Below are 21,555 nucleotides of genomic sequence, written 5' to 3'. Positions count from 1 at the left end.
GAATTCAGTGATAGTTGTATTCTGTACAATTAAAAACAGCGAAAAGGGTATGGTCGCACCGTATAACTGTAATCTGTACAACTAAATCTGCCCGAATCGCCGAGAACCCAGCTATATGGAGGAATTAGGTGTACGGAATACAACTAAACGGATAATTGGTTGAAAGTCAGACGTTTTAGCTGTACAAAGTGCAATTAAGCTACCGCATATCCTGTAAGTGAGGCAATTGGATCACTCCAAGCCTTCGGCAAGCGATTAATCAGAATGGTTGTCACCTCATTAGTTTAAAGCTGATGATATTCCCCGGCTGGCAACGATCACATAAATTGTATTTACGCCCCCACTTGTCTTACAATGGAAATTAGTGGATTCGGTTCCCTGGGTATACTGCAGCAGGCCGGTCCATAATCCGCGTAGGTTAAGGAGTATTCCGATGTTACAGAGAATCAGACGGATTGACGGCTCCATCGTATTGATTTTGCTCTTGCTGATGTGTGTCAGTATTTTCTCGATATACAGCGTGACTCACGGGAGAGTTGACCTGGATGGCACACACATACGGATGATTCAGTATTATGTGCTGGGTTTTGTTGTTTTTTTTCTGCTTACCCTGTTTGATTACCGCCTTCTGGTCCGGTATGGACTCTATATTTACATCCTTGGGATCGGTATTCTGCTGCTGGTCAGCTTTTTCGGCAAGGTAAAAAATGGCGCCCAGGGCTGGATCGGCATCGGTGAATTAAGCCTCCAGCCGGCGGAGCTGTTTAAGCTGATCCTGATTCTTTTTCTGACCACTGTACTTGTCCGCAAACAAAGAAATCCGCTGCGCTTCTGGCGTGACGTGGTGCCGCTTGGCCTAATCGCCCTGGCGCCGTTCGCGCTGGTCATCATCCAGAATGATCTGGGCAATGCGCTCAGCTATATCGTGATTCTGCTTGGGCTTTTGTGGATCGGAAATATTAGATTCTTACATGCTCTGATCGGGATGGTTATTCTGGCGGGATCGGTGCTGGGCTTCATTCTGTGCTATGTCCACTATCATGAGCAGACGGTAAGCTTCATAGAGCAGACGCTGGGCCGGGATCACTTCGTCAGGCGCTTTGACCCCTGGCTGGTACCGGATCTGGCAAGCAGCGATGCGAGCTATCAGACCAAGAATGCCAAGACGGCGATTGCCTCGGGCGGCCTCAGCGGCGAAGGTTATCTGCAGGGCGGCACGGTGCAAAGTGACCGGGTGCCTTATCTGTATTCTGAATCGATTTTCGTGCAGATCGGCGAAGAATTCGGCTTTCTGGGTGCAGCGGCGCTGCTGATGCTCTTTTTTATCCTGATCCACAGATTAATTGTGATTGCCCTGGAATGCAGGGACCGCGGCGGCCCGCTCCTGATTGTCGGAATCGTAGCTATGCTGCTGTATCAGATTCTGGAGAATATCGGGGCAATGACCGGGCTGATGCCGTTGACGGGGATTACGCTTCCGTTTATCAGCTATGGGGGAACCTCGATTCTGATTAACATGGCCTGTATGGGGATTGCCATGAGTGTGCGGCTCTACGGGCAGGATGTGGAGGATGATCTGCCGCTTCCGCTGCCCAAGCTGAAGGATGAGACTACTTTATTCTTAAAATCATAGATTACTAGGTTTGCAGTCTCTCATTCCCGGACATACTGGGAACATAAGAGTTTCAGAGGGAGAGGGGCTGCGCAAGATGAATAACGATCAGCTGGATAAAAGGGATTCCCTGCGGATTACATTCAAGTATACTGCCATTTTAATTTGTTTTTTTATGATATTGATGATGGCCTGGGAAGGGCAAAAAAGCGATGCTGCCGTAGCGGAGGTATCTATTCCGCAGGAGTCGATCCGTCTGCGTATTCTGGCGAATTCGGATGGTGCGGGAGATCAGCTGGTCAAACGCCAGATCCGCGACCAGGTGGTGGAGCAGATTAACCAGTGGGTGGCCGGACTGGAGGATCCCCAGAGTCTGGAGCAGGCGCGGGCGCTGATTCAGAGTCATCTCCCGGAACTGAATGACCTGGTGGGCGGAGAGCTTGCGCGGCGGGGGATTGATTATAGCTATAAAGTCGAACTGGGCACCGTACCTTTTCCGACGAAAATGTATGGCGGCCGGGTCTATCCTGCCGGGGAATATGAAGCGCTGCGGGTCACGCTTGGCGCAGGCAAAGGTCAGAACTGGTGGTGTGTGCTGTTTCCGCCGCTCTGCTTCATTGATGCCGGCTCCGGTGATGCGGCAGCTGCGGAACCCGCTGCAGACAAGAAGGCTTCGGCGGTCTCCGCTAAAGCTTCCGGAGACGGAGCCAAGGTGAAAACGGCGGATGGCGGGGTTGATAAGGCTGCTTCCGGTGTCGCCGCTGCGGCCGGCGGGGACGGTGGTGCGGACGCTGATGCAGAAGCGCCGAAGGTGAAGTTCTTCGTATGGGAGCTGCTGCAGAATTTGTGGAGCTGGATCTGCGGATTGTTCGCCTAAGCTTCCGGGAATTTGCGGAATGGCGGTTTACGAAATCTACAGTTTTCCTGCCGGATATGGTACGATAAATGCAGAACTTGAGCGGAAGTGGCTGCGGCTCCACCTGGTGGAGCCGTTTTTGGCTTTTCCGGACGATGCAGTATTGAAGTGTGAAGTGATTAAACAGGAAAGCTTGTGATGAAATGACAGAGCCTAAGGATTCTTCGTTTGCGGTTCAGCGCCGGAGCGGCAATATAGATGCAACTCTTTATTGGAGTTTGACGTCCGGGATTACCGGACCCGGACCTGCTGCGGGGCAGGACATGCCTTCTGTTCCATCAGAAGAGAGTGACAGGGAGGCAATCGCTGCTGCGGCAGCTATGCTGCGGAGCGGGGGCACCGTTGCTTTTCCGACCGAAACGGTCTACGGATTGGGGGCGGATGCCCGGAATACCCCGGCAGTAGAAGCGGTATTCGCGGCCAAAGGCCGCCCCTCCGACAACCCGCTGATCGTGCATATAGCCCGGCGGGAAGAGCTGGAGGGACTGGTCCTAGAAGTGCATCCGGTCGCCTCGGCGCTGATGGATGCCTTCTGGCCCGGCCCCTTGACGCTGGTGCTGCCGGTCCGGCCCGGTGTCCTCTCGCCGCTGGTTACGGCGGGGCTGGATACGGTCGGCGTGCGCATGCCGGGTCATCCGGTGGCGCTGGCGCTGCTGCGCGCCGCGGAATGCCCGGTTGCCGCGCCCAGCGCCAACCGCTCCGGGCGGCCGAGTCCTACGCTGGCCGCCCATGTGATGGAAGACCTCGCCGGATATATCGGCGGGGTTCTGGACGGCGGCGCGGCCGGGGTCGGCCTGGAGTCGACCGTGGTGCAGGTGCAGCCGGACGGGACGGTAGCGGTGCTCCGTCCCGGGGGCATCACCGCCGAGCAGCTCGCGGCGGTGGCGGGTACCGGGGCTGTGGCCCCAGCCCCGGCCCTGGCCCTGGCGGACGCTGCTGCCGGACATTCCGGCGGCCAGTCCCCGGCTACGCCGCCGCAGGTGAGCGGCGGCGGAACGGGCGGCGCTGCTGCGCAAGCCGCCGGGGGCAGCAGCCCGGCGCCGCGCGCGCCGGGCATGAAGTACACTCACTATGCCCCGCGCGGCGCGCTGGGCATCGTACGCGGCTCCTCCCCGCAGCGCGTGGCGGAGACCGCCGCAAGCCTGCTGCAGGCGGCGCAGCGGGAGGGCGGGATCACAGGCCTGCTCCTCTTCGAGGAGCATAGGGCCCTGTATCCCGCCGACCCGGCCGCCTGCGTTGTTTCTCTCGGCTCGTTAGCCTCGCCGGAGGAAGCGGCCCGCTCCCTGTATGCCGCCTTGCGGCGCTTCGATGAAGCGGGAGCGACCTACATTCTGGCCGAGGCCTGCCCGGTCACGGGCCTCGGCGCTGCCATAATGAACCGGCTGATGAAAGCCGCCGGTGAAGCGGTGATCGACGCCGGTTAACAGCCTCTTCCCGGCTCTGCTATCCGCCTTATAGTCATGAATACCATCTTGTCCGCATATCGTTGTTGTACAAGAACTTACGGACTTTGGGGGTATATTCATGGGCATAGGCGGAATATATGAGGGCTGGGGCCAGCTCGTAACAGTGGCCATTATGGCAGTTGCGCTTGGAATGGATGCGTTCTCGCTCGGGGTAGGGATCGGGATGAAGGGTATCCGTCTGCTGCATGTGCTGCAGCTCAGTCTGCTCATTGCTTTTTTTCATGTGCTGATGCCGCTGCTCGGCTTGTTCACAGGCAGCTATGTCGGCTATCTGCTGGGTCAGGTAACCACCTATGCCGCCGGGGGGCTGCTTGTACTGCTGGGCGGACATATGATTCTGAATTCATTCCGCAAGGGTGACGGCGGGAGCCGGGCGGTCGATCACCGGACCGTATGGGGGATGCTGCTGATCTCGCTCAGTGTAAGTGTAGATTCCTTTTCGGTCGGGGTTTCACTGGGAATGTTTGTGAATAGTATAGCTATTACAGTGCTGGCCTTCGGTGTCTGCGGCGGCATGATGTCTATTACCGGACTGCTGCTGGGCAGGAGAGTAAGCCGCGGGCTCGGGGATTACGGTGAAGCACTGGGCGGAGCTATACTTCTGGCGTTTGGCTTGCTGTTCATCTTCTGATACAATAACGGAAATACAAATAAATAGAACATTTCATTGTTCAGTTCATCGGAAGTTGTGGATTAATCCGAAATTATATTTTTACCGGAGGTGGAAAGTATGCTGCATATTTTATTCGTCTGCACAGGAAATACCTGCCGCAGCCCTATGGCTGAAGGTCTTCTGCGGAAGCTGGCGGGAGAGCGGGGGATCGATGTGGAGGTGCGGTCTGCCGGAGTTTCCGCCATTTCAGGTACTTCCATATCCAGGCATGCTGCCGGAATCCTGCAGGATGAAGGCATTGAAGATCGTATAGTATCCTCGCAACTGACTGGAGAGGCTGTCTCCTGGGCTGATCTGGTGCTTACTCTGACCGGAGGGCATAAGCGGCATTTACTGCAATATTTCCCTGACGCAGTTAACAAGACTTATACACTTAAGGAATATGTGCATACGCAAGAGTCTGTGAACGCCGATATCCGTGAACTGGATAGCCTGTATGCAGATGCCGAACTCACTATTTCGCTGGGCGGAGAGCCGAGCGCCGCTGATTTGCAGCGGATTATTGAGATCCGGCAACGGATTCCGAGCTTCGATATCAGTGATCCGTTCGGCGGCTCCCGTGAAGATTATGAGCTGACGGCTGCTGAGATCCGGACTGCACTGTACAGTTTGCTGGATAAGCTGGAATCCTTACGCCGGCTGTGAAGGTGGTTGATTTTTCGCCGCTTATCCCTTAAGATGAAATAAATATTATCCGGTTCCGGTGTAACTGGCGACAAGTGTGGATCAAACCACGATGGAGCACCTGGAATAAACGGCCGGTCGCCTGGGCAAAAGAGCACATCCGCAGCTAAATCTGCGGACTGCTCTTTTTTGTTTAAATGTCGTATCTGTAGTGGGATTTGAGGCATTATCAACGCTTGAAGGGGGCGGTAAGATGGACGAAGTCCGGAAGCAGGATCTATGGGAAGAGCGCGCGTCCGGTGCGCCTTCAGCAGCCGGGCAACAAGCGGGCAGCGCAGAGCTGACCCTGGACGCCGCAGCTGCGGCGGTAGTCCGTGAACTGGCGGAAGCAGGGAAGCTTGGTCCCGGTAAAATCCTGGTGGTTGGAGCAAGCACCAGTGAAGTGGCGGGTGTGCGGATCGGCACCGGAGGTGCGCTTGAGGTTGCACAGCTGCTGCTGCAGGGAATTACGCAGGTCGCTGCTGAATTTGGCTTTCATCCCGTGTACCAATGCTGCGAGCATCTGAACCGTTCGCTGGTGATGGAACGTTCTTTGCTGGAATCGCTTGGGCTTAGGGAGGTTTCGGCTGTGCCGGTTCCGGGAGCCGGAGGTTCCATGGCTGCGGCCGCTTACCGCTCTATGACAGATCCGGTGCTGGCCGAGACGATAGAGGCCCACGCCGGTATTGATATCGGGGAGACGCTAATTGGCATGCACCTCCGCCGCGTAGCCGTTCCTTTCCGGCCAAGCCTGCGCTATATCGGGGCAGCCCGGGTGAACGCAGCATGGAGCAGACCGCCGCTGATCGGCGGCGAACGGGCAGTGTACCGCATGCCGGAGACAAGCGGCTCCGCGAATTGTGACTGAGAGCAGCGTATATAACTGGTATCGTCTTAACACCACATAAATTAGAGTAACAGGGAGGAAATAAGAAACATGGAACAACTACGTAAGAGTGACCCGGCAGTACTGGAAGCGATGGGCTTGGAACTGAGCCGTCAGCGTGCAAACATTGAACTCATTGCTTCAGAGAATATTGTAAGCGAAGCCGTAATGGAAGCCATGGGCTCCGTGCTTACGAACAAATACGCCGAAGGTTATCCCGGCAAACGTTATTATGGCGGCTGTGAAGATGTGGATATCGTGGAGAACCTGGCCCGTGACCGTGCCAAGCAGCTGTTTGGTGCCGAGCATGTCAATGTGCAGCCGCATTCCGGTGCACAGGCCAATATGGCCGTTTACCTTGCCGCGCTTAATCCTGGCGATACCGTACTGGGTATGAATCTGGCGCATGGCGGCCATTTGACCCACGGCAGCCCGGTTAATGCTTCCGGTATCCTGTATAACTTTGTGGCTTATGGCGTACAGGAGGATACTTTCCTGATTGATTATGACGAAGTGCGTAAAGCAGCCTTCAAACACCGCCCCAAAATGATCGTAGCCGGAGCAAGCGCGTATCCACGGACCATTGATTTTGCCGCACTCGGTTCCATTGCAAATGATGTGGGTGCCTTGTTTATGGTCGATATGGCCCACATTGCCGGATTGGTTGCTGCCGGTGTTCACCCGAGTCCGGTTCCTCATGCCCATTTCGTTACAACAACTACGCACAAAACCTTGCGCGGTCCACGCGGAGGGATGATTCTGTGCAGACAGCCATGGGCTGCTGCTATTGATAAAGCGGTCTTCCCGGGTTCCCAAGGCGGACCGCTCATGCATGTCATTGCGTCCAAAGCCGTTTCATTCGGTGAAGCATTGCAGCCATCGTTCAAGACCTACGCCGAGAATGTAGTGAAGAATGCCAAGGTTCTGGCAGATACGCTGATCGGCGAAGGCGTTAATATTGTTTCCGGCGGTACGGATAACCACCTGATGCTGCTGGATACCCGTAATCTGAGCATTACCGGCAAGGATGCGGAGAAGGTGCTTGATTCCATCGGAATTACAGTCAACAAGAATGCGATTCCGTTCGATCCTACCAGTCCGTTTGTAACAAGCGGTATCCGGATCGGTACACCTGCTGTTACATCACGCGGTATGGCCGAGCCGGCTATGGTAACGATCGGCCGGATTATTGCCAATGTGCTGAAGAATCCGAAAGATGACGCTAATTTGACCCAGGCTGCACGTGAGGTGGCCGAGCTTACTGAAAAGTATCCGATCTATCCTGGTTTGCAGTACTAATATTAAGCTGCTTATTCTGCCTTTGCGGGTCCGGTTCCACCGGATTCCGCAAAGGTTTTTTTGATAGATGAGATTTTAAATGCTTTGTGGCCGGGTTCTGTTGCATAATGTTCACAAATTATAGTAAGAAAATGGTATGAATTATCATGTAATAATCATGAAAGTTCATGGAATTTTCAATAAAAGTAGTGAAAGAAATGTGAATAGTATTAAAAGTGCCTAATGGCACAAACTAAGTTTTGTTTTATATCCAGAGGCTTGGGGGAATTTCCTAAACTTTCCGTGCAGCTATGAAATTTGCGGAGACTGCCTTTGCAGGCGGTTTTCCCCTTCTGTAGGTGAAAAGCGGCCTTGGTGATGATATAATAGACAAGATTTAGCCACGCGGGAAGCAAAGCGCTTACTCTGGCTATAAATAAGACTTACAATTACCGGAGGGACAAAATGGGAAAATTGGTGATTTGCGATCATCCATTGATTCAGCACAAACTAACATTTATTCGCGATGTGCGGACCAACACGAAAGAATTCAGAGAGCATGTCGATGAAGTAGCAACACTTATGGCCTATGAGATTACCCGTGATATTCCGCTTGAGACCATTACGGTGCAGACGCCGGTGGCTGAAACGCAGAGCAAAGTGATCTCGGGAAGAATGCTGGGACTGATTCCGATTCTGCGCGCCGGTCTCGGTATGCTGGAAGGTGTCCTGAAGCTGCTTCCGGCGGCGAAGGTAGGACATGTCGGGCTATTCCGTGATCCGGAAACACTGCAGCCGGTTGAATACTACATTAAGCTTCCTACAGATGTACAGGAACGCGAGCTGATCGTAATCGATCCGATGCTGGCTACAGGCGGTTCAGCCATTGCGGCCATTACCTCGCTTAAGAACCGCGGATGCACCCAGATCAAGATGATGAACCTGATTGCTGCTCCTGAAGGCGTCGCTGCGGTGCAGGCTGCACATCCGGATGTGGACATCTATGTAGCCGCACTTGATGATCATCTGAATGAGCATGGTTATATTGTCCCAGGCCTCGGAGATGCCGGCGACAGACTGTATGGAACCAAGTAATAATACCCTTGAGGTATTAATAGAACAAACACAATTTCTGTAGTCTTCAGAAGAGAGGGTAGGGGTTATGTCCAAAATTAAAGTAATGACGATTTTCGGAGTGCGCCCCGAGGCGATCAAGATGGCGCCTCTGGTTCTGGAATTGAACAGGCACCCTGAGCAGATTGAATCCATTGTCTGTGTAACTGCCCAGCACCGTGAACTGCTTGATCAGGTGCTGGAGGTATTCAAAATTACGCCGGATTATGATCTGGACGTAATGAAGGACCGGCAGACCCTTAATGAGATTACTATCCGGGTGCTTGAAGGACTAGAGCCGGTGCTTCGCGAGGTCAAACCTGACCTGGTGCTTGTACACGGGGATACACTGACCACTTTCCTGGCCAGCTATGCCTCTTTCCTGCAGCAAATTCAGGTTGGGCATGTGGAAGCAGGTCTTCGGACATGGAACAAGCTTTCGCCTTATCCGGAGGAAATGAACCGTCAGCTGACCGGCGTGCTTGCCGATCTGCACTTTGCCCCGACCGATTGGTCAGCCGGCAACCTGAGACACGAGAACAAAAAAGAATCAAGTATTTATATCACAGGCAACACTGTAACTGATGTGTTTCAATATACCGTACAGCCGGACTACCGGCATCCTGTACTGGATTTTGCTTCAGGAAAAAGACTTATTTTGATGACGGCGCACCGCAGAGAATCCCAAGGCGAACCGCACCGTCATATTTTCCGTGCTGTCAAAAGAATCGCTGATGAATTTGAAGATGTAGCCATTGTGTATCCTGTGCACCCGAGTCCTGCAGTGAAGGAACCGGCGCATGAGATCCTCGGCGGACACCCTAGAATTAAGCTGATTGATCCGCTGGATGTCGTTGACCTGCATAATTTTTATCCGCATACCCACCTGATATTGACCGATTCCGGCGGCCTGCAGGAGGAAGCTCCCTCCTTTGGAGTTCCCGTGCTTGTGCTGCGTGATACAACCGAGCGCCCGGAAGGGATCGAGGCCGGAACATTGGAGCTTGTGGGGACGGACGAGGAGAAGGTGTATCAACGGACACATGCTCTATTGACCGATCAGAATCTGTATCAGTCCATGAGCCGGGCCGCCAACCCGTATGGAGACGGCAAAGCCTCCGAGAGAATTGTCAATGCGATTTTGCACCATTTCGGAGCTGTTAAAGAACGTCCGGAAGAGTTTCACAGAATGTTCACAAATAATAAATGATGGCACGACAACTAATATACTAAAGTAAATAAAAGCAGCATACAGTGAAACTGTACGGTTTATATGGTTTTGGTATGTTTTGCTGTGATTATTTTCATGTTTTCAAGCACTTTTGAGCAATTTTCGGTGAATTGACAAAGAGTCTGGATATTCAGTAAAATTAGTTGGGATTGTAGCCTATGAAGGAACAAAAGAACGAGGCCGGCCTGGGACGTATTGCTTTGGTTCTCGGGGGTGCAGGCAGCTTGCTTGCCGCTTACATTGTTATAGGTTTTTTTGTGGCAAAGTGGCTGCAGAACCTGATGGACGGACCTAAGCTTTGGCTGGCCATCGGAACAATTGCCGGGATGGTTCTCGGGGTTGTGAATGTTGCTTTGCTAATCAAAAAATTTCTGGGGGAGCAAAATGGATAATATGACTCCCGTAATCAATACCGTTACCAGGGTGACAGTAATCATTATGGCAGGCTTGTTAATGGGATGGGCTCTTCATCATGAGACCCGTGCAGTTACTCTGGGCATGTCGCTGGGCTTGCTGGCAGGACTCGTTAACTTTCGTTATCTTGCCCTCAAAGTAAGAAGGGTGACACAGGCGGTTGCGGATAAACAGAAAAGTTCTTTCAGCCTTGGTTTCGCTACAAGAATCAGTTTCGCTATTCTGGTCACCATGTTTTCGGTCAAAATCGAGCATTTCTCGCTGGAGGCAACGATTGCCGGCCTGTTCATCCCCCAGCTTCTATCTATTCCCGTGGGGATATATTTAGGAATCAAGAATAAGCTGTAGCCATATTAAAGAGAAAGGGGGATGATACTATGCACGAAATGCCTTTAATCTATGTTGGCGGAATACCGATTGACTTGTCAGCGGTACTGATGCTGGTGATCAGTTCGGTGATCGTGTTCGCTCTGGTCATGCTGTCCGTCCGCAACCTGTCTGTTGAGAACCCATCAAAGCTTCAGAATTTCATGGAGTGGGTCGTTGAATTTGTACAGGGACTGATCAGCAGCGCCATGGATTTGAAGAAAGGGAAGCCTTACATATCACTGGGATTGACGCTGATACTGTTTATCTTCGTCTCCAATCTCCTTGGTCTGCCGTTTTCCTTCATTACAGAAGCCCATGAGCCGGTTCACATTTTTGGACATGTTATCGAAGCAACCAAAAACCTGACACATGGCGAGCATGTAGAGATTCTGTGGTATAAATCGCCGACTGCAGATATCAATGTAACCGCCGGGCTGGCGATTGTCGTGTTTGTACTAATGAACTATTTGGGAATCAAGCTGAATGGCAAACATTATTTCAAACACTATATTGAGCCGTTCCCGATCTTCTTGCCGCTTAACATCATTGAGAACCTGGCGAAGCCGGTGGCGCTTGCCATTCGTCTATTTGCTAATATTTTTGCCGGCGAGGTTCTGATCACCGTAATTCTGAAGCTGGGGATATTCAGTATCCCGTTCCTGGCAGTCTGGCAGGGCTTCAGTATCTTTGTTGGTGCGCTTCAGGCGTTTATCTTTACGATTCTGACGATGGTGTACATCGCGCAGATGACGATCCACGAGGAAGAAGCACATTAATGAACTGCCGTGAGGATAGCGGCAGCCGCCGGAATACTCTTCGCGGGAGATTTTTATATCATTAAGTCATTACAAAAAGAACCGAAATTAAAGGAGGATATTTACAAATGGAATTTTTGGCAGCAGCAATCGCGGTTGGTTTAGGCGCACTCGGTGCAGGTCTTGGTAACGGTATGATCGTCAGCAAAACAGTTGAGTCCATCGCTCGTCAACCGGAAGCACGTAACGCACTGCAGACAACAATGTTTATCGGTGTAGGTATCGTGGAAGTTATTCCTTTGGCCGCTACAGTTATCGCATTCCTGATCATGTTTACTTAATAAACCGTTTTTACGGTTTGGCGGGGAGGGCAAGTGCCATCCGCGCCTTACTTTTGTATATGTCCGCATGCCGCGGTAACGGAAAGGAGTGACCTCAGTGACTATCGTTTGGACAAATATATTGTTTTCCATTATCGCCTTTGGGATCCTGTATTTCCTGCTCAGCAAATTTGCATTCAGCAAGCTGTTCGGAATTATGGAGAAGCGCCGCGAAATGGTGCTGCAGCAAATGGATGAAGCAGCCAAGACCAGAGAACAGGCGGTCGCTTACGTAGAAGAACAGAAGCAAGCTCTGCAGCAGGCACGCCAAGAGGCGCAGGCTATCATTCAGCAGTCCCAGGTTACAAGCAACAATCAGGTTGACAAGCTTCTGGACCAGGCTAAAGCTGAAGCTACCCGCCTTAAGGACGAAGCGGTCCGTGATATTGAGAGCGAGAAGAACAAGGCTGTGGAAGCTTTGCGCAGCGAGCTGGGTACAGCATCGGTCCGCATTGCATCCAAGCTGCTTGAAAAAGAAGTTAAGGCTGACGGCGAACAGGAACAACTCGTTGATCAATACCTCAAAGAGGTAGGAGGCCGACCATGAGCCGCGATACGGTAGTTGCCAAACGCTATGCCAAAGCCTTGTACAGTGCAGCAGTGGATGAAGGCATTACACTTGAAGTGGAAGCCCAGCTTAGGTTAGTAGTCGAAGTGCTTCATTATGATGCAGAGGTGAAACAGTTTATTCTGGCACCGCGCATCTCGCAATCCGACAAGCTGAATGTGCTGCGCGGGGCGCTTAAAGGTAAAGTCTCGGAAGCGGTAATGAACATGGTAGAACTGCTGGTAGAGCGGGGCAGAACCGATATTTTCGCAGAACTGCTGGCCACGTACGTCAAGATAGAAGGGGACGCCCTTGGCATCGGCGATGCTACTGTCTACTCCGCCTATTCTCTGAATCAAGAGGAACAGGATAGTGTAGCGGCAGAGTTCAGCCAGCTTACAAACCGCAAGATTCGTGTTACCAATGTGGTGGATAAGAGCCTGCTAGGCGGACTGAAGGTTATCATCGGCGATACGCTGTATGACGGCAGTCTATCCGGCAAGCTGGAGCGTCTTGAGAAATCTTTTAATGATAAGCAAAGAAGATAGGGGTGAGGATATTGGGCATCAGACCTGAAGAGATCAGCACTTTGATCAAAAATCAAATTGAGCAATATAAAGCCGATATCGAAGTGGCCGAAATTGGCACCGTCATTCAAGTCGGAGACGGTATCGCCCGTGTCTACGGTCTGGAAAACGCAATGGCAGGGGAACTGCTGGAGTTCTCCAACGGTGTAGTAGGCATGGCGCTTAACCTGGAAGAAAGCAACGTCGGTGTTGTTATCCTGGGTGAATACACAGCCATTCGTGAAGGCGATCAAGTCAAACGTACAGGACAAATTATGCAGGTTCCGGTTGGGGAAGCCATGCTGGGCCGTGTAGTGAATGCACTGGGTCAGCCGCTTGACGGCAAAGGTCCAATTGCAACGACTGAATTCCGTCCTGTAGAACATAATGCACCAGGCGTTATCGACCGTAAATCGGTTCATGAACCGATGCAGACAGGTCTGAAAGCGATCGATGCCATGGTACCAATCGGCCGCGGACAACGCGAACTGATCATTGGTGACCGTCAAACCGGTAAGACCGCGATCGCCATTGATGCGATCATCAACCAAAAAGGCAACGGCATGAAATGTATCTATGTTGCGATTGGTCAAAAACAATCTACAGTAGCACAGGTAGTAGAAACCCTCCGCCGTCACGGCGCGCTGGAATATACTATTGTTGTAACCGCGTCGGCTTCCGAGCCTTCTCCGCTGCTCTATATTGCTCCATACGCAGGCTGCGCAATGGGCGAATACTTTATGTATAAAGGCGAGCATGTTCTTGTTATTTATGATGACCTTTCGAAGCAGGCTTCGGCTTACCGCGAATTGTCCTTGCTGCTCCGCCGTCCACCGGGCCGTGAAGCATTCCCGGGTGACGTATTCTACTTGCACTCCCGTCTGCTGGAACGTGCGGCTAAGCTCAGCGATGCGCTTGGTGGAGGTTCATTAACCGCCCTTCCTTTCATCGAAACACAGGCTTCTGACGTATCGGCTTACATTCCTACGAACGTAATCTCGATTACCGATGGTCAAATCTTCCTTGAATCCGATCTGTTCAACTCCGGTCAGCGTCCGGCGATCAACGTCGGTATCTCCGTATCCCGTGTAGGGGGTTCCGCGCAGATCAAAGCCATGAAGAAGGTTGCCGGTTCCCTGCGTCTGGATTTGGCTCAATACCGTGAGCTTCAGGCCTTCTCCCAGTTCGGTTCCGATCTGGATAAATCTACGCAAGCCCGTTTGAACCGCGGTGCACGTATGATGGAGATTCTGAAACAAGGCGTAAACCAGCCGCTTAATGTTGAGCACCAAGTGCTCAGTCTGTACACCGCTGTCAAAGGACATCTGGATGATATTCCTGTCAAAGACGTGAAGCGTTTCGAGAAGGAATTCCTGGCGTATATCGACAGCAGTGCAACTGAAATCCTTCAATCCATTACGGATACCAAGGATCTGACAGCAGACAACGAGGCAGCACTCAAAGAAACGATCGAGAAATTCAAAAGAGGCTTTGCTACAAGCTAATATATAGAGTTTGCTCAGTTATGCTTACGATGTTAGCTTTGACTTACGTCAAAGCTAAGAGAATGCTTACGAAGTCAGCTTTGGCTACGCCAAAGCTCTAAGGTGGTGAAATCATGGCAAGAAGCATGCGCGATATTAAACGTCAAATTAAGAGCGTTCAGAACACCAGACAGATCACCAAAGCGATGGAGATGGTCGCCGCTTCCAAGCTGCGCAAAGCGCAGGAGAAAGCGGAAGCTGCGCGTCCTTACTCAGAAAAGCTTAAAGAGGTGGTCTCGAGTATTGCTGCCGGTACGCAGGATGTTCAGCATCCGATGCTGGTCAGCCGGCCTGTCAAAAAAACAGGGTATTTGATCATCACCTCAGATAGAGGTCTTGCGGGTGGCTACAATGCCAACATTCTGCGTAAAGTAACGATGCTGATCGCAGAGCGGCATAAGTCCAAGGATGAGTATGCACTGTTTGTTATCGGCCGCAAGGGCCGTGACTTTTTGCGCCGCCGTGAGTACCCCATTGTAGAGGAAATCACCGAGCTGTCCGATACCCCGAAGTTTGCTGACATCAAGTCCATTGCTTATTCGGCGGTAAACCAGTTTGAGACAGGCGTCTACGATGAGCTGTACATTTGCTACAACCAGTTTATCAATGCGATCAGCCAGGTTCCTACTGTAGACAGACTTCTGCCTATGGATGGTGTAGGAAAAGGCGAGCATCACGGAGCGACAGCTGCCTATGAATACGAACCTTCTCCTGAAGGCGTGCTGGAAGTTCTGCTTCCTAAATACGCCGAAACTTTAATCTACGGTGCTCTTCTGAACGGCAAGGCCAGTGAGCTGGGAGCTAAGATGACAGCTATGGGCAGTGCAACGAAGAACGCGTCAAAAATGATCGGAGAACTAAGACTTACGTACAACCGCGCCCGTCAGGCGGCAATTACGCAGGAAATTACCGAGATCGTGGCTGGTGCGAACGCGCAGTCTTAATATGAGTGGGTCCATGCCTCCGGGCTTGGCCCTGCCTTGTATTTATCCGCAGAAACGGATGATGCCTGTAAAGGGTAATGGACCGTTTCTACATATGTAACAGCTTTCGAGGAGGGAAATGAAGATGAACAAAGGACGCGTTGTGAGCATTATGGGTCCGGTTGTCGATATTGAATTTGAACGCGGCCAGCTGCCCGAGATATTCAACGCTATCAAAATTGTTGGGACTCTGAGCGATGGCCGTAACATGGATCTGACTCTTGAAGTTTCCAATCATCTTGGAGATAACCTGGTGCGTTGTATCGCCATGTCTTCCACAGATGGACTGGTACGCGGTATTGATGCCATTGACCAGGGAGGACCGATCTCGGTTCCTGTTGGTGAAGCAACACTCGGCCGCGTATTTAACGTGCTTGGTAATCCAATCGATAACGGCGCTGAAGTGGTGGCTGCAAGAAACCCGATTCACCGTCTGGCTCCTACATTCGATGAATTGTCCACTCAGGCAGAAGTTCTGGAAACCGGCATTAAGGTTATCGACTTGCTTGCCCCTTACGCCAAGGGCGGTAAGATCGGCCTGTTCGGCGGTGCCGGCGTAGGTAAAACTGTAACCATCCAGGAACTGATCAACAACATCGCACAGGAACACGGCGGTATCTCCGTATTCGCAGGTGTTGGCGAGCGTACCCGTGAAGGTAATGACCTGTATCATGAAATGACGGATTCCGGCGTTATCAAGAAAACGGCGATGGTATTCGGACAAATGAATGAGCCGCCGGGCGCGCGTCTGCGCGTAGCTCTGACCGGTCTGACCATGGCGGAATATTTCCGTGATGTTGAAGGCCGCGATACGCTGCTCTTTATCGATAATATATTCCGCTTCACCCAAGCGGGTTCCGAAGTATCGGCCCTTCTCGGCCGTATGCCTTCTGCGGTAGGTTACCAGCCTACACTGGCTACAGAAATGGGTCAGCTGCAGGAACGTATTACGTCCACTAAGAAAGGTTCTGTTACTTCAATCCAGGCGATCTACGTGCCTGCGGATGACTATACAGACCCTGCACCGGCTACTGCGTTTGCCCACTTGGATGCGACTACTAACCTGGAGCGTAAAATCTCCGAAAAAGGGATTTTCCCTGCGGTTGACCCTCTGGCTTCAAGCTCACGTATGCTGGCGCCTGAAATCGTCGGAGAAGAGCATTATAACGTGGCACAAGGCGTTAAGCAGCTGCTGCAGCGTTATACTGAGCTTCAGGATATCATTGCAATCCTGGGTATGGATGAGCTGAGTGAAGAGGATAAGGTCATTGTGTCCCGCGCCCGTAAGGTTGAGCGCTTCCTGTCCCAGCCTTTCCATGTAGCAGAACAGTTCACAGGCTTCAAAGGCAAATACGTGCCGATCAAAGAAACAGTACGCAGCTTCAAAGAAATCCTGGAAGGCAAGCATGACGATCTTCCGGAAGTGGCGTTCCTGTTCGTAGGTACGATTGAAGAAGCAGTGGAAAAAGCCAAAACGTTGTAATCTCGGCATGAGCCGGGTAGTGAGCTTTATTCTGTAAAGCTTTGAGGAGGAATGGAAGTGAATACCTTTTTGCTCGAAATTGTCACTCCGGAGCATCTGGTCTACTCCAAGCAAGTGAATAGCTTGACGGTACGTGGCGTGAATGGTGCACTGGGCATTTTGCCGGGACATATTCCGCTGGTAACTCCGCTTCAGGTTGCTCCGCTTAGCGTCAAAGCAGACGGCGTAACGGTGTCTATCGCCGTTCATGGCGGTTTCGTTGAAGTGCACAAAGATAAGGTAACGGTGCTGGCTGAAAGTGCTGAGCTGCCCAAAGATATTGATGTGGAGCGCGCTGAAGCGGCTAAGGAACGGGCTGAGCGCCGTCTTAAGCTGCAAAGCAAGCAAGATGAAATTGATCACCGCCGTGCTGAGCTGGCCTTGCAGCGCGCTGTAACGCGGATCAAAGTTTCGACCGGAAAAGGACAACAGTAGCAGAGAAGCGGTCAAGCCTAGGGCTTGACTGCTTTTTTGCTTACCCGAATCTAGCAGAGTATGAACATATCGTAAACACTTAGGCAGATAATACGCCAATTGTTTAAAAATTCGTAAAAGTACTGGATTCTTTTCCCCTGCGCAAGTATGATATAAGAGTCGATTTCCGAGTAACCTTACACGGGGGGCTAATGATGAACACAAGCTTATCCGCTGAATTGTCAAGTGCGATCGGCAGCAGCAGTTTAATTTCGATGGTAGTTTCTCTAGTCTGTGTCGCATTATCCTGGTGGGCACTTCAGAACCTAAAGCTCGATCTGGTCATAAGATATCCCAAGAGTCCTCAGGGCAGGTTGCTGCATTTGCTGCTGGCCATTGTCCTCGGCCATTTCGTGGCCGGATTTCTGCTGGATTATCTGGGCTGGAGTGGACTTATCGCCCGGATGTTTTAATGACGGTTGGTTTGGTTATATCTGTCATAGGCCAATGCAGTGAAAAAAGTGTCGAATAATAAGGTTTTATTATGTCAACACTGAAGTTTAAGGAATGCGTCTGCACATTAGGCGCAGTGACGGAATATTCAATATTTTAACTGACGAATTTCAAACTCAAATTAATTTCAGAAATAATGGACGCGGAGGGAAACCGAAATGAGCAAATTTATCGTCCGCGGTGGCAACAGATTGACCGGGAGCGTGAAAGTTAGCGGCGCAAAAAATTCCGTACTACCGATCATAGCCGCCTCTCTATTGGCAGAAGAAGGAGTTAGCGTCATTGTGGACGCACCTCCGCTAGACGATGTAATCACGATTAGCAAAGTGCTGGAATCTCTGGGTGCAGGTATTACATACCAGAACGATATCATTGAGGTTGATGCCACAAATATTACTTCCTGCGAAGCACCTTATGAATGGGTGCGCAAAATGCGGGCTTCTTTCCTGGTAATGGGTCCACTCTTGTCCCGTATGGGGCATACACGTATTTCCTTGCCTGGCGGTTGTGCCATCGGGACTCGGCCGATTGACCAGCATTTGAAGGGGTTTGAAGCACTGGGTGCCGAGATCAGTCTGGGCCAGGGCTACATTGATGCGAAAAGTAACGGAAGGCTGCGCGGAGCCAAGATTTATCTGGATGTGGCCAGCGTAGGTGCAACCGAAAATATAATGATGGCTGCGGCACTTGCCGAAGGCATTACTGTAATTGAGAATGCTGCGAAAGAGCCGGAGATTGTTGATCTTGCGAATTACCTGAACGGCATGGGCGGTATTGTGCGCGGTGCAGGCACCGGAGTGATCCGGATCGAAGGTGTTGAACGTATGCATGGGGTAAGACATCATGTCATTCCGGACCGTATCGAGGCTGGAACCTATATGGCAGCTGCAGCGATTACGGGCGGCGATGTATATGTGGAAGGCGCTATTGCTGATCATCTGGGCCCGGTTATTGCCAAGATGGAAGAGATGGGCGTAACGGTTATTCCAGACGAGAACGGTGTCCGCGTTATCAGCGACAAGCCGCTGAAGGCTGTGGATCTCAAGACATTGCCTTACCCTGGGTTCCCTACCGATATGCAGTCGCAGATGATGGCATTATTGCTGCGTTCCGAAGGTACCTCTGTAGTTACAGAGACTGTTTTTGAGAACCGGTTCATGCATGTGGATGAATTCCATAACATGAATGCTGAGATTAAGATTGAAGGCCGTTCCGCCATCGTTACCGGTAATGCCCGTCTTGTCGGTGCCAAGGTGTGTGCTACGGATCTGCGTGCAGGCGCTGCGCTTATTTTGGCGGGCCTGGTGGCTGAAGGCACTACAGAGGTTAGCGGAACTCATCATATTGACCGTGGTTATGTGCATCTGGCCGAGAAGCTGTCGGGTCTTGGTGCGGACATATGGCGTATTTCCATGGAAGAATCAGCGGCTGCAACTGCAGCTGTGAAGGAAGAAGTACTTAAGCCGGAACCGGCAAGAAGTGAATCCTTCAAGAGCGATGAGGTCAAACCGCGCTTTCAGATTCAGCCGTCCTGGGTATAATAGCAAATTTTAATCTAAAGGGACCAGCCCGCGAATAAGCGGCTGCTCCCTTTTTGCTGCGCTCCCGGGCAACTCTCTTTCTCTCAGAATCACGTTCTAGCAGGTGCCGGAAATTCATATCTATAAGAATCACCGGTGCTTATGGAAGGAGCCATAGAGATGAAAGAGTTAAGATTGCTGCGGCGCATCCTGAAGCGCCCGCGCCGCGTAGCGCGTGCGCGGCGCGGGGCGCCCCGGATCAGGCGGCTGGCCCCCGCCGCCTGGCTCGCAGCGCCGCTGCTGGCGGCGCTGCTGCTGCCGCTGGCTGTTGTCCCGCTGCGCGGAGGCGGACAACAGCCAGCACCTCCGGCCGTGCCGCAGGCCACGGCCGCGCCGGCACCGCCGGGAACGGCTGCTGCGGAAGCGCCGCAGCCGGAGGTCTCCGTCTATTTGTCGCAGAGCGGACAAATCGAGACCCTGCCGCTGGAGGAATACGTCAGCGGCGTGCTGGCGGCGGAGATGCCGGCGGACTTTGAGCTCGAAGCGCTCAAGGCCCAGGCCGTTGCCGCCCGCACATTCATTGCCCGCCGCCTGCTGGCCGGCGACCACAGCGGGGTGCCCGTTCCTGAAGCGGATGTGAGCGATACGGTAAGCCATCAGGCTTACATCTCGCAGGCCGTGCTGGAACGGGACTTTGCGTCCGGCAGCAAGCGCGCCGGACTGGCGAAGCTCCGCCGCGCGGTCCTGGAGACGCGCGGGATCATCATGACCTATAAAGGGCAGCCGATTACGGCCTCCTTTTTTGCCTCCAGCGGAGGGTATACGGAGAACTCCGAGGATTACTGGAATGCTGAGGTTCCCTATTTGCGCAGTGTAGCCAGCCCCTGGGAGCGGGAGATTACCCCGAACCTCGCGGTCACCTATACCTTCAGCAATTCGGAGCTCCGCAGCAAGCTCGGGCTTACTGCCAGGGAGCTTCCCGCTGCGGCGAATCTGGCTGCCTCAGGCAAGGCCTTGCAAGTCTCTTCATCTTCGGCCGGACTGCCCGCAGAAGTGATCTCGCTGACTGCAGGACACCGGATCAAGAAGATCTCTATCGGAGGCACTGTGTTCACAGGCCGGGAGGTAAGAGAGAAGCTAGGCCTTCGTTCGAGCCAGTTCACCTGGAAGCGGAAGGACGGGAAGGTGCTGATCACAACATATGGAAACGGCCATGGCGTCGGCATGAGCCAATGGGGGGCGAACGGTATGGCGAAGCAGGGAAGTACAGCCACGCAGATTCTCAAACACTATTACAGCGGGGTCTCTTTTACGGGAATCTCAACTCTTCTGAAAAAATAACTTGCAAGATACGTATAAAAGCGAAGCGCCCGGTAACACTGGTTACTGAGGTGATAACCATATGAATGAACAAGACAAAAACAAACCAAACCATGATGAATCTCTCAAAAACAAGCAGGGAGATTCAGGCGCTAAGCCTTCTTCATGGACCAGACTGTTATCCAAACGGTGGGTATTCCCGGCAGTCTACACGGCAGCAGCGGCAATTATACTAACCTTGGTGTGGGTCTATCAGGATGCCGGCCAGAAGCCGCTGAATCCGGACACCGCCGCGGTCGTTTCACAGGAAGGTGTTGCCGGGAATGAAACCGGAGCCCTGACCGGTGATCCGGAAGCCCTGGAAGTCGTAGCTTCAGCAGAAAGCCTGGCTTGGCCGGTAGCGAGCCCAAGTGAAGTCGAAGTGGTCAAACCGTACTATGATGAAAACGGCACAGAAGAAAATCATGTGGCGGCGATGGTGCAGTACAATAACACCTTTATTACCAACACCGGGATCGATATTGCCCGCGAGGACAACAAGACGTTTGACGTTAAGGCAGCTCTCAGCGGTGAAGTCACCAGGGTCGAAGATGTGGCAGTACTCGGTAAAGTGATCGAGGTTACATCTCCGGGTGATCTGAAGACAGTTTACCAGAGTCTCAGCGATACCAAAGTCAAGCAGGGCGATGAAGTGAAGCAGGGCGATACGCTGGCAACAGCGGGACAGAACGAATTGGAGAAAGGTCTCGGCAACCATGTGCACTTTGAAGTGCACGAGGACGGCAAGATTGTGAATCCTTCGGATCTGCTTCCACAGCGCTGAGCCGAAATTTCCGCAGGGGGCGAAAGCCTCCTGTTTTTTTATTTTTC

23 protein-coding genes and 1 riboswitch are annotated in these 21,555 nt (G+C 52.3%); all 23 genes read left to right on the top strand.

The features are described from left to right. The first annotated feature begins 433 nt into the window (after window positions 1–433). The 23 genes from GC101_RS10440 to GC101_RS10330 all read left to right on the top strand — a co-directional run bounded on the left by GC101_RS10440 (window position 434) and on the right by GC101_RS10330 (window position 21,508). Window positions 434–1,633, top strand: a complete 1,200-nt coding sequence (locus GC101_RS10440) for an FtsW/RodA/SpoVE family cell cycle protein (RefSeq protein WP_171717183.1) — start codon at window positions 434–436, stop codon at window positions 1,631–1,633. A 76-nt stretch (window positions 1,634–1,709) separates the two neighbouring features. Then, window positions 1,710–2,489, top strand: a complete 780-nt coding sequence (gene spoIIR / locus GC101_RS10435; RefSeq protein ID WP_171717182.1) for a stage II sporulation protein R — start codon at window positions 1,710–1,712, stop codon at window positions 2,487–2,489. 302 nt (window positions 2,490–2,791) lie between these two features. Beyond that, entirely contained in the window at window positions 2,792–3,952 is a 1,161-nt protein-coding gene (locus GC101_RS10430) for an L-threonylcarbamoyladenylate synthase (RefSeq protein WP_246354266.1), read from the top strand. Between the two features lie 100 nt (window positions 3,953–4,052). Next, entirely contained in the window at window positions 4,053–4,625 is a 573-nt protein-coding gene (locus GC101_RS10425; protein WP_171717180.1) for a manganese efflux pump MntP, read from the top strand. Window positions 4,626–4,724: 99 nt separating this feature from the next. Further along, entirely contained in the window at window positions 4,725–5,312 is a 588-nt protein-coding gene (locus GC101_RS10420) for a low molecular weight protein arginine phosphatase (protein WP_171717179.1), read from the top strand. Window positions 5,313–5,362: 50 nt separating this feature from the next. Then, a riboswitch (ZMP/ZTP riboswitch) is annotated at window positions 5,363–5,446 on the top strand. Window positions 5,447–5,544: 98 nt separating this feature from the next. Then, a complete protein-coding gene (locus GC101_RS10415; RefSeq protein WP_171717178.1) occupies window positions 5,545–6,198 on the top strand; it encodes a TIGR01440 family protein in 654 nt (217 codons plus the stop codon). A 69-nt stretch (window positions 6,199–6,267) separates the two neighbouring features. Then, on the top strand, window positions 6,268–7,515 hold the full coding sequence (gene glyA, locus GC101_RS10410) for a serine hydroxymethyltransferase (RefSeq protein ID WP_171717177.1): 1,248 nt from the start codon (window positions 6,268–6,270) through the stop codon (window positions 7,513–7,515). 444 nt (window positions 7,516–7,959) lie between these two features. After that, window positions 7,960–8,589, top strand: coding sequence for a uracil phosphoribosyltransferase (gene upp, locus GC101_RS10405; protein WP_020426095.1), 630 nt, complete (start codon window positions 7,960–7,962; stop codon window positions 8,587–8,589). A gap of 67 nt (window positions 8,590–8,656) precedes the next feature. Then, entirely contained in the window at window positions 8,657–9,817 is a 1,161-nt protein-coding gene (wecB, locus tag GC101_RS10400) for a non-hydrolyzing UDP-N-acetylglucosamine 2-epimerase (protein WP_039309304.1), read from the top strand. 179 nt (window positions 9,818–9,996) lie between these two features. Beyond that, window positions 9,997–10,230, top strand: coding sequence for an ATPase F0F1 (locus GC101_RS10395; protein WP_171717176.1), 234 nt, complete (start codon window positions 9,997–9,999; stop codon window positions 10,228–10,230). Next, window positions 10,223–10,600 carry an ATP synthase subunit I gene (locus GC101_RS10390; RefSeq protein WP_042140253.1) on the top strand — a complete coding sequence of 126 codons (378 nt, stop codon included), beginning with the start codon at window positions 10,223–10,225 and terminating at the stop codon, window positions 10,598–10,600. Before GC101_RS10395 ends, GC101_RS10390 begins: the two co-directional genes overlap by 8 nt. 29 nt (window positions 10,601–10,629) lie before the next feature. Then, window positions 10,630–11,397, top strand: a complete 768-nt coding sequence (atpB, locus tag GC101_RS10385; protein WP_171717175.1) for a F0F1 ATP synthase subunit A — start codon at window positions 10,630–10,632, stop codon at window positions 11,395–11,397. Between the two features lie 107 nt (window positions 11,398–11,504). Beyond that, on the top strand, window positions 11,505–11,717 hold the full coding sequence (gene atpE, locus GC101_RS10380) for a F0F1 ATP synthase subunit C (protein WP_036699216.1): 213 nt from the start codon (window positions 11,505–11,507) through the stop codon (window positions 11,715–11,717). Window positions 11,718–11,814: 97 nt separating this feature from the next. Next, entirely contained in the window at window positions 11,815–12,303 is a 489-nt protein-coding gene (atpF, locus tag GC101_RS10375) for a F0F1 ATP synthase subunit B (RefSeq protein WP_039309309.1), read from the top strand. Further along, window positions 12,300–12,851, top strand: a complete 552-nt coding sequence (locus tag GC101_RS10370) for a F0F1 ATP synthase subunit delta (RefSeq protein ID WP_042140251.1) — start codon at window positions 12,300–12,302, stop codon at window positions 12,849–12,851. The genes atpF and GC101_RS10370 overlap by 4 nt, the downstream gene beginning before the upstream one ends. 11 nt (window positions 12,852–12,862) lie before the next feature. Continuing rightward, window positions 12,863–14,374 carry a F0F1 ATP synthase subunit alpha gene (atpA, locus tag GC101_RS10365; protein WP_042140249.1) on the top strand — a complete coding sequence of 504 codons (1,512 nt, stop codon included), beginning with the start codon at window positions 12,863–12,865 and terminating at the stop codon, window positions 14,372–14,374. A gap of 113 nt (window positions 14,375–14,487) precedes the next feature. Beyond that, a complete protein-coding gene (atpG, locus tag GC101_RS10360; RefSeq protein ID WP_039309316.1) occupies window positions 14,488–15,357 on the top strand; it encodes an ATP synthase F1 subunit gamma in 870 nt (289 codons plus the stop codon). A 124-nt stretch (window positions 15,358–15,481) separates the two neighbouring features. After that, the gene (gene atpD / locus GC101_RS10355; protein WP_039309318.1) at window positions 15,482–16,879 is read left to right on the top strand and encodes a F0F1 ATP synthase subunit beta; all 1,398 of its coding nucleotides are present in this window, start codon (window positions 15,482–15,484) and stop codon (window positions 16,877–16,879) included. Between the two features lie 57 nt (window positions 16,880–16,936). Next, window positions 16,937–17,353, top strand: coding sequence for a F0F1 ATP synthase subunit epsilon (locus tag GC101_RS10350; RefSeq protein WP_039309326.1), 417 nt, complete (start codon window positions 16,937–16,939; stop codon window positions 17,351–17,353). 194 nt (window positions 17,354–17,547) lie between these two features. Then, a complete protein-coding gene (locus GC101_RS10345; protein ID WP_039309319.1) occupies window positions 17,548–17,805 on the top strand; it encodes a DUF1146 family protein in 258 nt (85 codons plus the stop codon). Between the two features lie 198 nt (window positions 17,806–18,003). Then, complete coding sequence (gene murA, locus GC101_RS10340; RefSeq protein ID WP_171717174.1) at window positions 18,004–19,386, top strand: UDP-N-acetylglucosamine 1-carboxyvinyltransferase; 1,383 nt, start codon at window positions 18,004–18,006, stop codon at window positions 19,384–19,386. 159 nt (window positions 19,387–19,545) lie between these two features. Further along, window positions 19,546–20,706: a stage II sporulation protein D gene (gene spoIID / locus GC101_RS10335; RefSeq protein ID WP_171717173.1), complete on the top strand. Its 1,161-nt coding sequence runs from the start codon at window positions 19,546–19,548 to the stop codon at window positions 20,704–20,706. Window positions 20,707–20,767: 61 nt separating this feature from the next. Next, window positions 20,768–21,508 (top strand): M23 family metallopeptidase, encoded by a 741-nt coding sequence (locus tag GC101_RS10330; RefSeq protein ID WP_042140245.1) that lies wholly within the window; start codon window positions 20,768–20,770, stop codon window positions 21,506–21,508. The last annotated feature ends 47 nt before the right edge of the window (window positions 21,509–21,555 follow it).

The organism is Paenibacillus phytohabitans (genome assembly GCF_013141775.1).
Lineage (GTDB): Bacteria > Bacillota > Bacilli > Paenibacillales > Paenibacillaceae > Paenibacillus_AQ > Paenibacillus_AQ phytohabitans.
The sequence above is the reverse complement of the archived record's forward strand: the minus strand, read 5'-3'. Positions and strand labels throughout refer to the sequence as shown.